The 13,669-nt window shown below is 65.5% G+C and carries 15 protein-coding genes; 7 read left to right on the plus strand and 8 right to left on the minus strand.

The annotated features are described in order from the left end of the window. Positions 1–115: 115 nt before the first annotated feature. Positions 116–1,600: an aldehyde dehydrogenase family protein gene (locus AB5K84_RS28280; protein WP_038966249.1), complete on the minus strand. Its 1,485-nt coding sequence runs from the start codon at positions 1,598–1,600 to the stop codon at positions 116–118. 114 nt (positions 1,601–1,714) lie between these two features. On the opposite strand from AB5K84_RS28280, the gene AB5K84_RS28285 reads away from it, so the two are divergent. Next, the gene (locus AB5K84_RS28285; RefSeq protein ID WP_011086556.1) at positions 1,715–2,797 is read left to right on the plus strand and encodes a substrate-binding domain-containing protein; all 1,083 of its coding nucleotides are present in this window, start codon (positions 1,715–1,717) and stop codon (positions 2,795–2,797) included. Positions 2,798–2,848: 51 nt separating this feature from the next. On the opposite strand, the gene AB5K84_RS28290 is transcribed toward AB5K84_RS28285, so the two are convergent. Then, on the minus strand, positions 2,849–3,427 hold the full coding sequence (locus AB5K84_RS28290; protein WP_038966244.1) for a hypothetical protein: 579 nt from the start codon (positions 3,425–3,427) through the stop codon (positions 2,849–2,851). A 162-nt stretch (positions 3,428–3,589) separates the two neighbouring features. On the opposite strand from AB5K84_RS28290, the gene AB5K84_RS28295 reads away from it, so the two are divergent. Both AB5K84_RS28295 and AB5K84_RS28300 read left to right on the plus strand, forming a co-directional pair. Beyond that, the gene (locus AB5K84_RS28295) at positions 3,590–4,528 is read left to right on the plus strand and encodes a LysR substrate-binding domain-containing protein (RefSeq protein WP_011086554.1); all 939 of its coding nucleotides are present in this window, start codon (positions 3,590–3,592) and stop codon (positions 4,526–4,528) included. Positions 4,529–4,700: 172 nt separating this feature from the next. Further along, positions 4,701–5,669, plus strand: a complete 969-nt coding sequence (locus tag AB5K84_RS28300) for an AraC family transcriptional regulator (RefSeq protein WP_038966243.1) — start codon at positions 4,701–4,703, stop codon at positions 5,667–5,669. Between the two features lie 99 nt (positions 5,670–5,768). Here the strand turns inward: AB5K84_RS28300 and AB5K84_RS28305 are convergent, their stop codons facing one another. From AB5K84_RS28305 to AB5K84_RS28325, 5 genes are all read right to left on the minus strand, one after another. Then, positions 5,769–6,350, minus strand: coding sequence for a TIGR00645 family protein (locus AB5K84_RS28305; protein WP_011086552.1), 582 nt, complete (start codon positions 6,348–6,350; stop codon positions 5,769–5,771). 48 nt (positions 6,351–6,398) lie between these two features. Further along, positions 6,399–7,037, minus strand: a complete 639-nt coding sequence (locus AB5K84_RS28310) for a TerC family protein (protein WP_011086551.1) — start codon at positions 7,035–7,037, stop codon at positions 6,399–6,401. After that, entirely contained in the window at positions 7,034–7,396 is a 363-nt protein-coding gene (locus tag AB5K84_RS28315; RefSeq protein ID WP_038966242.1) for a hypothetical protein, read from the minus strand. The genes AB5K84_RS28310 and AB5K84_RS28315 overlap by 4 nt, the downstream gene beginning before the upstream one ends. 2 nt (positions 7,397–7,398) lie before the next feature. Continuing rightward, entirely contained in the window at positions 7,399–7,860 is a 462-nt protein-coding gene (locus tag AB5K84_RS28320; RefSeq protein WP_038966241.1) for a TerB family tellurite resistance protein, read from the minus strand. 364 nt (positions 7,861–8,224) lie between these two features. Continuing rightward, positions 8,225–8,605 (minus strand): nuclear transport factor 2 family protein, encoded by a 381-nt coding sequence (locus AB5K84_RS28325; protein ID WP_011086548.1) that lies wholly within the window; start codon positions 8,603–8,605, stop codon positions 8,225–8,227. Between the two features lie 184 nt (positions 8,606–8,789). On the opposite strand from AB5K84_RS28325, the gene AB5K84_RS28330 reads away from it, so the two are divergent. From AB5K84_RS28330 to AB5K84_RS28345, 4 genes are all read left to right on the plus strand, one after another. Further along, positions 8,790–10,550, plus strand: coding sequence for an MOSC and FAD-binding oxidoreductase domain-containing protein (locus AB5K84_RS28330; protein ID WP_038966240.1), 1,761 nt, complete (start codon positions 8,790–8,792; stop codon positions 10,548–10,550). A gap of 236 nt (positions 10,551–10,786) precedes the next feature. Beyond that, positions 10,787–11,614, plus strand: coding sequence for a class II glutamine amidotransferase (locus AB5K84_RS28335; protein WP_028170843.1), 828 nt, complete (start codon positions 10,787–10,789; stop codon positions 11,612–11,614). A gap of 20 nt (positions 11,615–11,634) precedes the next feature. Further along, on the plus strand, positions 11,635–12,942 hold the full coding sequence (locus tag AB5K84_RS28340) for a carboxylate-amine ligase (protein WP_038966248.1): 1,308 nt from the start codon (positions 11,635–11,637) through the stop codon (positions 12,940–12,942). Then, a complete protein-coding gene (locus tag AB5K84_RS28345; protein WP_038966239.1) occupies positions 12,939–13,124 on the plus strand; it encodes a hypothetical protein in 186 nt (61 codons plus the stop codon). The genes AB5K84_RS28340 and AB5K84_RS28345 overlap by 4 nt, the downstream gene beginning before the upstream one ends. Here AB5K84_RS28345 and AB5K84_RS28350 read toward each other — a convergent pair. Further along, positions 13,109–13,312, minus strand: a complete 204-nt coding sequence (locus tag AB5K84_RS28350) for a hypothetical protein (protein ID WP_038966238.1) — start codon at positions 13,310–13,312, stop codon at positions 13,109–13,111. The genes AB5K84_RS28345 and AB5K84_RS28350 overlap by 16 nt on opposite strands. Positions 13,313–13,669: the final 357 nt, after the last annotated feature.

The raw sequence follows: 13,669 nt of genomic DNA on the forward strand, positions 1-13,669 counted from the left end.
GCCGCCGCTGAGCGGGATGCAGACAATTTTATCGATCTCGAAAAAGAGAGCCCGCCTGACCGAACGATCAGGCGGGCTCCAGGCTTGGCCGCTCGGGAGGTATCAGACGGCCAAATCAGACGGCTAAGTTCATCCACACCGCCTTCGGCTCGGTGAAATTGTCGAGCGCGGCGGTACCGTGCTCGCGACCGAGGCCGGAGTCGCGTTCGCCGCCCCAGGGCAGGCGCACGTCGGTATAGCCATAGGTGTTCATCCAGACCGTGCCTGCGCGCGCCCGCTTGGCAAAACGCTGGAGCTTGCCGATGTCGCGGCTCCAGACGCCGGCGGCGAGGCTGTAGGCGGTGCCGTTGGCGATCCGCAAGGCATCGGCCTCATCCCTGAACTTGATGATGCTGACGACGGGACCGAAGATTTCCTCCTGCGAGATCCGCATCTCGTGTTCGACATTCGCGAACACCGCGGGGCTGATGAAGTAGCCGCGCTCGCCGACCCGCGTCCCGCCGGTGACAAGGCTCGCCCCCTCCTTCTGGCCGATATCGACATAGTCGAGGATCGACTTCATCTGCTTCTCGGAGATGACAGGCCCGAGCGCGGTCTTGCGGTCGAGCGGATCGCCGATCTTCAGCGATTTTGCGCGTGCAGCGAGACGCTCGACGACTTCGTCATAGGCCTTCTCCTGCACTAGCACGCGGGAGCCGGCCGAGCACACCTGGCCGGCGTTGAAGAAGATGCCGGAGGCCGCGGCTTTCGAGGCTGCTTCGAGATCGGCATCGTCGAAGATGACATTGGCCGATTTGCCGCCGAGCTCGAGCGAGACGCGCTTGAAATTGCCGGCCGCGCCTTTCATGATTCCACGACCCACGCCCGGCGAACCGGTGAAGGTGACCTTGTCGACGTCAGGGTGATTGACCAGCGCGTCGCCGACGACGCGGCCGGGGCCCGTGACGACGTTGAAGACGCCTGCCGGCAGGCCGGCCTGAAGCGCGAGTTCGGCGATGCGCAGCGCCGACAGCGAGGTCAGCTCGGCCGGCTTCATCACGATCGTGCAGCCGCAGGCCAGCGCCGGCGCCAGCTTCCACATCCCGATCATCAGCGGGAAATTCCACGGCACGATGGCCGCGACCACGCCGACCGGCTCGCGCACGGTGTAGGTCAGGGCATCGTCACGCACCGGCACGACGTCGCCGCTGATCTTGTCGGCCCAGCCGGCGTAGTAGATCAGCGTGTCGACGGCAGCCGGGAAGTCCTGGCGCAGCGTCGCGGAGATCGGCTTGCCGGCATCGATCGACTCGAGCTCGATGATTTCTTCGGCGTTTGCCTTGAGCAGCTCGGCCCAGCGCAGCAGGATCTGGCCGCGCTCGGAGGCGCGCATCGTGCGCCACGGGCCCTCGAACGCCCGGCGCGCGGCCGCTACCGCATGGTCGACATCGGCCTCGTTGCCTTCGGCGACCGTGGCGATGACCTGCCCGGTCGCCGGATTGAGCGATTTGAAGGTGCGGCCGGAGCTCGCGGGGACGCGGCGGCCGTCGATGAGCAGATGCTGCGGCCGGGCCATGAACTCGCTGGCTGGCGAATGCGCAAAGTCATATGCAACTGACATCATATTTCCTCCTATTCTGGTATGCCAGATTAGGACGGAGATTGCCGCAGTAAATATGATATCGTGTGCCTATGGCTCACTCACCATATGAACTTCACTTCATAAGGTTGTTTCATGCTCCAGATCGAGATCGAGGCAGTTTGGCGGTTTCGCCAGGAGGGCAGTCCGCGCACGGCGGTGGTCATGCTCGGCGTTCTCAACGAAATCCGGAAGACCGGTAAGATCACGAGCGCGGCCGCCGACGCGCACCTCTCCTACCGGCATGTCTGGAATCTGATCGAGCAATGGTCGGAGTTCTTCGGCACGCCGCTGGTCGAGACCCAGCGCGGCAAGGGCTCCAGGCTCACGCCGTTCGGCGAGCGGCTGGTATGGGCGGGCGAACGCATGCAGGCCCGGCTCGGGCCGCAGCTGGAAAACCTGGCACAGGAGCTGGCAAGCGAGATCAAGCCGTTCCTCGAGCAGCGCCCCTCGGTGATCCGCGTGCACGCCAGCCACGGCTTTGCGGTGGCGAAGCTGCGCGAATTCCTCGACCGCGAGCCCGGCATCGGCGTCGACCTGCGCTATGTCAGCAACCAGCATTCGCTGGTCTCGCTGGCGCAGGGCGCCTGCGATCTCTCCGGCCTGCATCTGCCGCACGGCGCATTGCGGGCGCAAGGCATCAAGGCGGCGCGCGAGTGGCTCGATCCGCGCGAGGACCGCGTCATCAGCTTCGTCACGCGCGAGATGGGGCTGATGGTCGCGCGCGGCAATCCGCTTGGCATCGAAACGATCGAGGACCTGACCAGGCCAAAGGTCCGCTTCGTCAACCGCGACCATGATTCCGGCACGCGCCTTCTGTTCGACCAGTTGCTCGCCGCACACAGCATCGACGAAAGCCGCATCAACGGCGCGCAGCAGATCGAGTTCACCCACGCCGCGGTCGCCGCCTATGTCGCGAGCGGCATGGCGGATGCGAGTTTCGGCGTCGAGGCGGCCGCTCGCCACTTCGGCCTCGATTTCATTCGCATCGTGACCGAGGATTACTTCTTCGTCTGCAAACGCGCCTTCCTCGACACCGAGCCGATGCAGCGCATCCTCGATATCATGCGCAGCGCCGATTTTCGTGCCGCCGTCGCCAGCCTGCCCGGTTACGTCCCGTCCGACACCGGTGCGGTCACCGGCGTGAAGGCGTTTCTGGAGATGCACGCCGTGCGCTGATGAACGGCCGAGGCTCGCCCTTACCCTGGCGGACTGCCGCTACGCGCCCGGTCAAACGACCGGCTCGTCCTTGAGCGCCGACACCACCTGCTCGCCGCGGTCGGTCAGGCGATAGGTCACAAGCGGACGGCTCGACGGCGGCTTGCGGTCGATCTCGACGATGTAGCCGCGCACCATCAGCGCTTCGAAACTGCCGTAGTAGCCGAACATGCTGATCTGGTTCTGCTTGAGCAGCTTGAACTCGCGCAGGAGACGGATCTCGTTGCCCGAGAGCAGCGAGCGGCGGACGCGCTGCACGAACCGCGCGCGCTGCTCGAACCACGCCTCGTCGGGCAGTTCGTGCGAGGCCGGCGCCGGGTCGCGCTCGCAGGGGCGCGCCTCCGTCGCGACATCGGCCATGACCGGCGGAAGGCACGGCATGCTGCCGACGACCGCATCCTTGGCGACATCGAGCAATGCGATCGGCCAGCGCCGCTTATTGTCCACCATGACCGGCGGCGGCACGACGCTGTCGCGCACCAATTGCTCGAAACGGCCGGCGGTCACGCCGACATAGGCGGCCGCCCGACGGCGATCGACCAGACGGGTGTCCGGCTCGTGCTCCAGCTCGCAAGCGATGTTCTCGTTCACCCCGAAATCCCCTTGCGCGTCGTTGCGCAGGCCCGGCGGCCCTCTTTGGGACCCGGCCGAACCGGCGGCGAACCTAGGGGGGACCAGCGCTCTCGAAAAGCAGAGAATTTCGTACATGTTGATGCCGTTTCGGCAACGGCTATAGTTCGTGCCGGGGGACCCATGCGATTTCACTCACCGGCCATCCAGTACTTCCACGCCGTCCGCCGCACCGGCTCGATCCGGGCCGCGGCGCGCGTCCTGAACGTTGCCTCCTCGGCGGTCAGCCGCCAGATTCTCAAGCTCGAGCAAGAGGTTGGATCCCCCCTGTTCGAGCGCACTGCGCGCGGCCTGACGCTGACGACGGTCGGCGAGATGCTGGCCCGGCATGTCATGAACGTGCTCCAGGACCTCGACCGCTTCCGCTCGGACGTCGCGTCCCTGTCCGGCAACTGGCGCGGCACCGTCAGCATCGCCTGCATCGAGTCGCTGACGGAATCGGTGCTGCCGGACCTGATCGCCTCGCACCGCGGCCGCGCCCGCCGCGTCAGCTTCACCACCGAGGTGAAGGGATCGTCGGACGTGCTCGAGGCCCTGAGCCGCGGCGAGGCCGACATCGGCATCGCCATGGCGCTCCGCCATCCGCCGGACCTGCGCCAGGTCGCCTTGAAGCGGTTCCGCCTCGGCGCAGTGGTATCGCGCGAGCATCCGCTGGCGCGCCGCAAGACAGTGACGCTGGAGCAATGCCTCGCCTTCCCCGTCATCAATGCGCTGCCGGAGCTGTCGATCTATCATCTGCTCCAGCCGCTGATCGCACAGCTCTCCGAGACGCCGGAGCCGGCGATCCAGGCCAATTCGATCGACCTGATGCGCGAGCTTGCCGCACGCGGCGTCGGCGTCGCCTTCCAGACCCAGCTTGGCATCGGCCGGCTGTCGCGCGAGAGCCAGCTCGTCTTCCTGCCGCTCGACAATGCCGGCAGCCCGGTCTGGTCCGACCTCGGCATCTATGTTCGCGCCGAGCGCACCCTGCCCGCCTACACCGAGTCCTTTCTCCAGGAACTGGTGCGCGAACTGGGCGAGCGCGAGCGGCGCGAGAACGCGGCCTATCCGCAGACGGCGTGACATCTCCGCGCCGCCGGCAAGCCGGAGCAGCTTGGAGGCGACCGCACGCCCCGTGGTCTTGCGGACTTGCCTGAAGCACGGTTGCTCCGGCAACATTTCCGGCCGATGTCGCGCGCGCGAGGTCGAGGACGCGCCGGCACACGCCGAACGCCTGAGATCACTGGGACCCGAGATGCCGGTACGTTGGCTCAAGCCGTCGCGAGTCCTGGGCATCGAGCGCTACAGCGACTTCGAGTCCTTTCGTCCGAGCGAGGTGCTGGGCGGCGGCATCAGCACACCGCTCGAGCCGCGCGAGTTCTCGCTGCACCGCGCCATCCTGCCGCTCCAGGATGGTCTGTTCGTGCTCCAGCGGACCTTCGCCCGGCGCCTTCAGGCCAACATCGGCACCGATCACGGCGTCGGCCTCGTCATCCCGCTCGCCTGTCATTTCACCGCCAACGGCCGCGAGATCGACAATTCGATGATCGGAATCGTGCGCGGCAAGGTCCCCACCGAGGCGGTCGAGCATCACGCCAACACCTATCTGATGCTGCGCTTCAACTCCGACATGCGCCATCGCGGCTGGGCGGACTACGAGACCGGGCTCGAATTCACGCGTCTCGACGACGACACGATGGCGGGCCTGCGCGCCGCGATCCTCGACATGTTCTGCCTGGCCTCACGCTGCAATGATCCCAGGCAATTCGAAGCCATCGACCGGCCGATCCAGGAAAGGCTTCTCGAAGGCCTCGATGCCGCCCTTGCCCCCGTCGACGCGCAAGACCGCCGGCGCGGATCGTTCGACAAGCATCGCAAGCTGGTCGCGCGGCTGGACGAGGCGGCCACGCTGTCCGGCGGCATCCCGCTCTACAGCGGCGACCTCGCAAATGCGCTCGGCGTCTCCGTTCGCACGCTCCAGAGCGCGACACAGGCGGTGCATGGCGTCAGCCTGCATCACCATCTCAGGCTGAAGCGGCTGTGGTCGACCCGCACGCAGCTCCTGACCGGAGGTGACGGAATGACCGTGAAGGCCGCGGCGCTCGCGAACGGCTTCTGGCACATGGGCGAATTCTCGAAACTCTACAGGACGACGTTCGGCGAGATGCCGTCCGGGACGCTGGCGCAGGCCCGCGATTTTGCGGACGACAGTCCGCACCTCTGAGGTTTCTCCGGTCAAATCGCGCGATCGCGAGCAGCTCGCTCCGCGCAAGCGAAACCGCCTCGCCGCCCCTCGCCGACCTCGATCTCGCCAGCCAGGCGCTCAGCCGTGACCCGCTTGCTTGCGGTGTCCGCTCTCGCTCAGGCGATCGACCCAGGCAATGCCGATCGCCGAGATGATGAAGGTCAGGTGGATCAGCACCTGCCACATCACGCCGGTCTCGGTGAAATTGCTGCGCGTGGTTCCGAGATTTCCGGCCTCAATGAAGGTCCGAAGCAGCGAGATCGAGGAGATGCCGATGATCGCCATCGCAAGCTTGATCTTGAGCACGCTGGCGTTGACGTGACTGAGCCATTCCGGTTCGTCGGGATGGCCGCTCAGGTTCAGCCGCGAGACGAAGGTCTCGTAGCCGCCGACGATAACCATCACCAGCAGGTTCGAGATCATGACGACGTCGATCAGTCCGAGCACGACCAGCATGATCTGCTGTTCGCTGGCGTCAAAGGAGTGCACGACCAGGTGCCAGAGCTCCTTGAGGAACAGCAGCACGTAGACGCCCTGTGCGATGATGAGGCCGACATAGAGCGGCACCTGCAGCCAGCGCGAGCCAAAGATCAGCTGGGCGAACGGGCCGATTTGCGGCAGCGAAGGCGCGGCCGAAGGTGCTTTGGGTTCAGAAATCATTGATCACTCCGGAGTGCAGGCAAGAGATGTCGCCCAAGAGATTCGGCCTCAGAGACTCGCGATGACCGGCGCGAGCTCGAGCGAGCCGCGATAGATCATCTCGAAGGCGACGTAAACGATGATGGCGAGGCCGACATAGGCGATCCAGCGCTGCTTCTGGAGCACGCGGCCGAGCAGATCGGCGGCCACACCCATCATCGCGACCGACAGCAGCAGGCCGAAGGCCAGGATGTAGGGATGCTCGCGCGCCGCGCCCGCGACCGCGAGCACGTTGTCGAGCGACATCGAGACGTCGGCCGCGACGATCTGCAGGGCGGCCTGGCCGAAGGTCTTGCGCGGTGCCGATGCCGCGCTTCCGCCGCCGCCATGGCTGAACGCAAGCCCGCTTCCATGCGCGGCCTGCTCGCGCAGTTCGCGCCACATCTTCCAGCACACCCAGAGCAGCAGCACGCCGCCGGCGAGCAGGAGGCCGATCACCTGCAAGATCTGGGTCGCGACGCCGGCAAAGGCGATCCGGAGCGCAGTCGCCGCGACAATACCGACGACGATGGCGCGCCGGCGCTGCTCGGCCGGCAGCCCGGCAGCGGCAAGGCCGATGACGACGGCGTTGTCGCCGGCGAGCACGAGGTCGATCAGGACGACCTGAAGCAGCGCGGTCAGCGCGTCGGCGGTGATGAATTCAATCATGATTGATCATTCTTCGATGCGGACGGTTCGAGCCATTGCGGCTTGCGGCGTTCGATCCAGTCGAACACCTTCGACCGGGACGAGCGCAGCGCCGGCACGTCCTCGGCAAGCAGCGCGAGGCCGAGCGGTAGCATCCAGATGCCGAGCACCGGCAGGATGGAGAGCACGCCGCCGACGACGAGCAGCGCGCCCGAGGGGATTCTCACCCAGCGGCTGGACGGCTTGAGCAGATAGGTGACGGTGTCGCCCACGCGCGGCGGCAGGCGATGGACGAGCCTGTCGAGGCGCGGGTCACCGCCGGCCATCTGGCCCGTGGTGCCCTTGGTTCGGGTCGTATGCTCGTCCGATGCCGCGCTCATGCTCACTCCTTTGGGATGGGGCCTGCCGCACCCGGTCCGACCTGCTTGGCGCGCGGCAACACCAGCGTCAGCAGCCGCAGCAGCTTGATCGCCTGCACCTCATGGGGATGCACGTCCTCGTCCGCGGCCGCAACGCGCTCCGACAGCTCCATCAGATGGGACGAGAGCGACATGTTCGAGACCGGGCGCAGCGTGTCGATCACCACATTGGCAAAGTCGGGCTCCTCGAGCCGTTCCGCCAGCTCGTCGAACATCGCGAACAATCGGTCGTCGCCGATATGCGGCGCCAGTCCGCGATCCCTGATGAAACGGATCACCTCGTCGCGCTCGACCGGCGAGACGCGCCGGTCGGCCACCGCGACAAGCGCACCGGCGATGATCAGCGCCGCCGCTGCCTGCTCGTTGAGGCTGGACGGTTCGGCAATCTCGAGTTCGATCGGGTTTGAGTATTTGGCGTCAGACATCGATGCTCCTCAACGTTGCGAAATGGCCGCGCGGAGCTGCGATGGGGACGATTGGGTCGGAGGGAACAGAGAAGACCCGACGATCGGCCGATCCATCGCATTCGCGCGGGACAGGTCATCCGACATCACGAGGTTTGCCGACATTCGTCGGCGGCCTCGCCAGAGGGGCCCGGATTCTTGTTCGCCTCAGACATAAAGATGGGTCTGTCGGAATCAAGGCGATGAGACTGCGACCAGCCGCCGCATCGGTTCCGTGTTGCCATGTTTGGTTAAGCAGTGGTGCGCATGTCCAGGACGCGCTGCATCCCCACCGTCATTGCTTCGCTGCGCTCGCAATGACGGAGTGTGGGCACGGGCACCGCTCCTACCTCACGACCTCAACCAAATGCGCACGCGAGGGTGATGGATCGAACCGGTCGCCGAAATATTGCGTTTCGTGCGCCACCAGTCCGTCGCGGAATTCCATGATGCTCACGACGTAGGACGGCACGCCGTCATAAGTCAGCACGAACTCGCTCACCCAGAGATCGCCGCCGCCGATGATCCGCCGAACCGAGAAGCGCTTCTTGTTCGGCTGCACGAGGCGGCTCTCCTGAATGTTCCTCCGGCCGTGGATGCGCTCGCTCGATTGGGGATAGTCGAGCACCGCGTCGTCGCGATAGATGGCGTGCTCGGCCTCGAAATCGTTCGCGTCCGAAGCGTCCCAATGGCGCTGGAGCGCCGCCAATCTGGCTCGATCGTCCATCTCGACCTCCGATCCCGAATGAAACCGCCTCCCGCCGCCTTGATCTGATGACGCAGAACTCCGGCGGCAAGGGTTCCCTTGCAACGTCTAACAACGGCTAACGAGCTAACAGTTCGAATTGGATGCAGATTAGCGTGCAGGCGACCCGTCGGATCGGGTCGCACCTCAGGGTCGGGAAACCGTGATGGCACGTCTGCTTTCCGTCAATGTCGGCCTGCCGCGCGACGTCGCCTGGCAAGGCAAGACCGTCCATACCGGCATCTGGAAGGCCCCCGTCGAAGGGCCGCGCAGGGTGCGCAGGCTCAACATCGACGGCGACGGCCAGGGCGATACGGCCGGCCATGGCGGCGAACAGCGCGCCGTCTTCGTCTACCAGGACGAGTCCTATCGGTACTGGCAGGAACATCTGGGACGACCGGATCTCGTTCATGGTCAATTCGGCGAGAACTTCACCGTCGAAGGCCTTGCCGACACCAACGTGTGCATTGGAGACCGCTACAGGATCGGCTCCGCCCTGTTCGAGGTGACGCAGCCGCGCGTCACCTGCTACCGGCTGGGCATTCGCATGGACGAGCCGGACATGCCCGCACTGCTCGTTAGGCACGGCCGGCCCGGCTTCTATTTTCGCGTGATCGAGGAAGGCGACGTGGAGGCCGGTGACGAGATCACGCTTCTCGCCAACGGTCCCGAAAGCATGAGCGTGTTCGAGATCAACGCGCTGCTTTACCTGCCCCCTCACCCGCGCGACCGCCTAGAGCGCGCGCTGCGGATTCCGGCGCTGAGCCGCGGCTGGAATCGTTCCTTCGCATCGCTGCTCGAGCAGCAGCGCACAAGCAAGATTGCCGCAGGAAACGCCGGGCTCGGCCCGGCGGCGAGCCCACCTCCTGCCTGGCGCGGTTTTCGTCCGTTTCGCGTCTCGCGCAAGATCGCCGAAAGCGGCACCGTGACGTCACTGATCCTCGAACCCACGGACGGGCATCGCGCGGCCCCCGCCCTGCCCGGTCAATTTGTCGTCGTGCGGCTCGGGCCCTCTGAGGCACAGGCGATGACGCGCAGCTACTCGCTGTCGAGCCGCTCCGATGCCCCGCCCTACCGCATCAGCATCAAGCGGGAAGCGCACGGCGCGGCCTCCCTCTATATCGCCGACAGTCTCCGAGTTGGCGACGTCGTCGAAGTCGGTGCGCCACGCGGCAGCTTCACGCTCCGGCAGGATGCGCGGCCCGTCGTCTTGCTCAGCGCGGGCATCGGCGTGACGCCGGTGCTCGCCATGCTCCACGCGCTCGTCGCGGAAGGGTCGACGCGAGACGTCTGGTGGCTGCACGGCGCGCGCAACGGCCGCGAGCATGCGTTCGCCGCCGAGACGCGCGGGCTGTTGGCCGGACTCGCTCACTATCACAGCCACGTCTGCTTCAGCGCACCCGATCCGGCCGATCGTCCGGGAGCGGATTTCGACAGCGCCGGACATCTGGATCAGCACCTGATCGAACGGCTCAACATGCCGCGCGACGGCGATTTCTATCTCTGCGGGCCGGCCGCTTTCATGAGCGATCTCACGGCCGGCCTGGCCGCATTGGGCGTCGCGCCCGATCGCATCCACACCGAGCTGTTCGGCGCGAGGCCATCGCTGACGCCCGGCATCGCGGCTTCGCCGCGGACACCCGCGCATGCGCCGGTCGGAGCACCCGGCCCGGGCCCGATGGTGTCATTCGCGCGCAGCGGCCTCAATGTCCGCTGGGGACCATCCTATGCCAGCCTGCTCGAGCTGGCCGAAGCGTGCGACGTCCCGGTGCGCTGGTCGTGCCGGACCGGGGTTTGCCACAACTGCGAGAGCGGGCTCGTGGCCGGAGAAGTCAGCTACGCGCCCGATCCGCTCGACCCGCCCGCGGACGGCAATGTCCTGATCTGCTGCTCGCAACCGAAGGCAGATGTCGTGATCGATCTTTGACCGGCTTCGACACACCCTCGCCAAACCATGGAGCGATTCAAATGCGGCTCAAGGCGCTCTGGGATCAGGGCCGCAAGGAGCATTTCTATCCGTATGGCAAGGCTCCGTCCAAGGTACTCGACGAGCAGGATTAGACACAGGCGGGTGTCGCGCGGTCGCCGCGGCCTCTGTCGGGAACACAAACGCCGTCGGGTTTGTTGGTGCACCTCAAGAATAACCCCTCGACTGGAACCTGCATGTGCCGCTGGATCGCATACCGGGGCGAGACCACCTCGTTCGAACCTTACGTCACCGAGCCCGAGCATTCGCTGATCGCGCAGAGCATCCGCTCGCTCCAGTCCACCGCGGGTTCGAATGGCGACGGCTTCGGGCTCGGCTGGTACGGCGAGCATCCGGAGCCCGGCCTCTACCGTGAGACGCGCCCGGCCTGGTCGGATGAAAACCTGCGCTATCTCTGCCGCCATCTGCGCTCGCATCTCTTCTTCGCTCATGTCCGCGCCGCCACCGGCACGGCGGTGACGCGGCAGAATTGCCATCCCTTCGCCTGCGGCCAATGGATGTTCATGCACAACGGATTCGTCGGCAGCTGGAACCGGCTGCGGCGCAAGGTCGAGGCGCTGATCCCGGATGCGTATTATCCGTCGCGATTGGGGACGACCGACTCCGAAGCCGTTTTCCTCGCCATCATGGGCGCCGGCCTCGACAACGATCCGCTTCGAGCAACGCAGGCCGTGTTGCAATCGCTCGTCGGTCTCGTCAACGAAGGCCAGCTTCGCGAGCGGCTGCGCTTCACCAGCGCGATCGCCAACGGGAGGGATCTCTATGCGTTTCGCGTCGCGGTCAACGATGCCGCCAACACGCTCTATTTCCGCGAGGCCGGCGGCCAGGTCGTCGTCGTGTCCGAGCCGTTCGACAAGGAATCGGACTGGACGGAAGTGCCGCCGAATCACGCCCTGATCGCGCGCGCGTCCGAAAGCGCGAAAATTGTTCCGTTCGACCTTGCAATTTCCAGTGGGGCTGACGCGGAACCCGCCCCCGTCAGGAGGATTATTTCCCGCAGGTAATGCCTTCGCCGGGTGGCACGATGACATTTGCTTCGGACGTCTTGAAATTGCTGCGTCTCGATTCCTCCGACGACAAGCAGCACCTCGTCATTCGCTCGGCCGGCGGCCGTGGCAAGGCGGCTGAATATTCATTCGGCATCGAGGAGGAATACTTCCTCGCCGATCGGCGCAGCCTGGACGTCGCGATCCAGACGCCCAACGAGCTGTTCGAGTCGGCGAACTGGTCGACCGGCGGCCAGGCCATGCGAGAGATGCTGCAATCCCAGCTCGAGGTCGCCACCAACGTTCACGTCGACGTCAACGACGCGCGTGAAGAGCTGCGCTTTCTCCGCCGCGAAGTCGCGAACGTTGCCGCCCAGTACGGCTTCGTGATCATGGCCTGCGGCACCCATCCGACCGCCGTCTGGCGCATGTCGCAACCGAGCCCGAAGCCGCGCTACGAGGAGATGATCGAGGATCTGCGCAGCATCGGCCACCGCAACATGATGTGCGGCATGCATGTGCACGTCCAGCTGCCCGATCCCGAGAAGCGCATGGCGGTGATGCGGGCGATGCTGCCGCACCTGCCGCTGTTTATCGCGCTGTCGGCGTCCTCCCCGTTCTGGAACTCGCACAAGACGGGCCTGAAGGGCTACCGCCTGGCGGCCTATTCCGAGCTGCCGCGCACCGGCCTGCCCGAACTGTTCGAGAGCAGGCATGATTACGACGAGTATGTCGGCGCATTGCAGCGCTCCGGCGTGATCCCTGACGAGAGTCACATCTGGTGGGCGATGCGCCCTTCCATGAAGCATCCGACCCTCGAGCTTCGCGCGCCCGACACCTGCACCTTCGTCGACGACGCCGTTGCCATCGCCTCGCTCTATCGCTGCCTGACGCGACATCTGTATCGGCGGCCTCATCTGTCGAAAACCGTCACGGTCGTCGAGCGCGCGATCGCCGTCGAGAACAAATGGCGCGCCCAGCGCTACGGCACCGATTGCATCTTTGCCTCGAAGGACGGGCCAATCACCATCTCGGAGCTGCTCTCCCGCCTGATCGACGACATCGTCGAGGACGCGGATGCGCTGAATTGCGCGGCCGAGGTCGAGCATTGCCGTACCATCGTGGAACGTGGCAGCTCGGCGGAATTCCAGCTTCGCGCCTACCGTGAAAACGGCAACGACATCGCAGCCGTGTCACGCTGGATCGCTGCATCGACGATATCAGGACGAGCGCTCCGGTCGGACGCACCGCGTCTGCGCCGACATAGCGCCCGCGCAAGCTTTGGGAACGATAACGGCATTCCGGAATTTGCCGTGTCTCGTGCAGTGTCTTGGAGAAAAGCATGACCGACATCACCTGTTGCGCCGGCTGCGGCCACGGCCTGGTGCCCATCCTGTCCGAGAAGGGCGCGACGGAATCGAGCTGCTTCTGGTGCGAAGGTGTCGATGCCCGAACGATGGACATGGCGAAGTGGGCGGACAGCCCCTCCGGCAAGCCCGAGCGCGCCGCGCTTCAGTCGTTCGAATGAGCGGCTTCGGACGTCTTACGGAATTCCTGTCCCTCGGTGCTGCAATGCCTTCCGGCTTGCAGGATCACCATGCTGAGCAGGTGAGCCAGGAATGAAAGTCCGGCCGTGTGCGCGATCTCGCGCAGCTCGGTACAGATCTCCGCAATGTAGCGGGCGGCCTCCTGCGGCCTTGCGTAGCCGTCTTGCATGGAAACTCCCGGGTTAGAGCCGGACGAGACCTGCTGCCTCGGTCGAAAGGCAACCTAGGACGCCTAATCCCGCCGAGCCGAATGCGTTCCGCGGTTGCGCCCGGGAGCAGCCATGCCCTGCACGCTGCCCGTCAGGGCTTGCCGACAAATTAGACAGTTTGCGTCACGTTCGCGAGATCGCGAGGTTCGGCAGGACGGTCGGGCAATCCCGCTCAACGCGCGGTCTAACCTTCGGCGGAACCACTGGATTTTCTGCTGTCCGGTCTCGCCATCCCGACCCGCGGTGGCCATTTGCTGCCCTGCAACCGAACTGGCCCAAAATTCGCAAAGCCGCATCAGGCCCCAAGTCCCCGCCCT

It is taken from the genome of Bradyrhizobium sp. 1200_D9_N1_1 (genome assembly GCF_052075915.1).
In the GTDB taxonomy this organism is placed as follows: domain Bacteria; phylum Pseudomonadota; class Alphaproteobacteria; order Rhizobiales; family Xanthobacteraceae; genus Bradyrhizobium; species Bradyrhizobium diazoefficiens.

Coding starts and splice junctions, on each gene's coding strand:
- AB5K84_RS28350 (WP_038966238.1), bottom strand. CDS start 13,312: ATGCAAGACGGCTACGCAAGGCCGCAGGAGGCCGCCCGCTACATTGCG.
- AB5K84_RS28295 (WP_011086554.1), top strand. CDS start 3,590: ATGCGATTTCACTCACCGGCCATCCAGTACTTCCACGCCGTCCGCCGC.
- AB5K84_RS28330 (WP_038966240.1), top strand. CDS start 8,790: ATGGCACGTCTGCTTTCCGTCAATGTCGGCCTGCCGCGCGACGTCGCC.
- AB5K84_RS28315 (WP_038966242.1), bottom strand. CDS start 7,396: ATGAGCGCGGCATCGGACGAGCATACGACCCGAACCAAGGGCACCACG.
- AB5K84_RS28320 (WP_038966241.1), bottom strand. CDS start 7,860: ATGTCTGACGCCAAATACTCAAACCCGATCGAACTCGAGATTGCCGAA.
- AB5K84_RS28305 (WP_011086552.1), bottom strand. CDS start 6,350: ATGATTTCTGAACCCAAAGCACCTTCGGCCGCGCCTTCGCTGCCGCAA.
- AB5K84_RS28285 (WP_011086556.1), top strand. CDS start 1,715: ATGCTCCAGATCGAGATCGAGGCAGTTTGGCGGTTTCGCCAGGAGGGC.
- AB5K84_RS28340 (WP_038966248.1), top strand. CDS start 11,635: ATGACATTTGCTTCGGACGTCTTGAAATTGCTGCGTCTCGATTCCTCC.
- AB5K84_RS28280 (WP_038966249.1), bottom strand. CDS start 1,600: ATGTCAGTTGCATATGACTTTGCGCATTCGCCAGCCAGCGAGTTCATG.
- AB5K84_RS28325 (WP_011086548.1), bottom strand. CDS start 8,605: ATGGACGATCGAGCCAGATTGGCGGCGCTCCAGCGCCATTGGGACGCT.
- AB5K84_RS28345 (WP_038966239.1), top strand. CDS start 12,939: ATGACCGACATCACCTGTTGCGCCGGCTGCGGCCACGGCCTGGTGCCC.
- AB5K84_RS28335 (WP_028170843.1), top strand. CDS start 10,787: ATGTGCCGCTGGATCGCATACCGGGGCGAGACCACCTCGTTCGAACCT.
- AB5K84_RS28300 (WP_038966243.1), top strand. CDS start 4,701: ATGCCGGTACGTTGGCTCAAGCCGTCGCGAGTCCTGGGCATCGAGCGC.
- AB5K84_RS28310 (WP_011086551.1), bottom strand. CDS start 7,037: ATGATTGAATTCATCACCGCCGACGCGCTGACCGCGCTGCTTCAGGTC.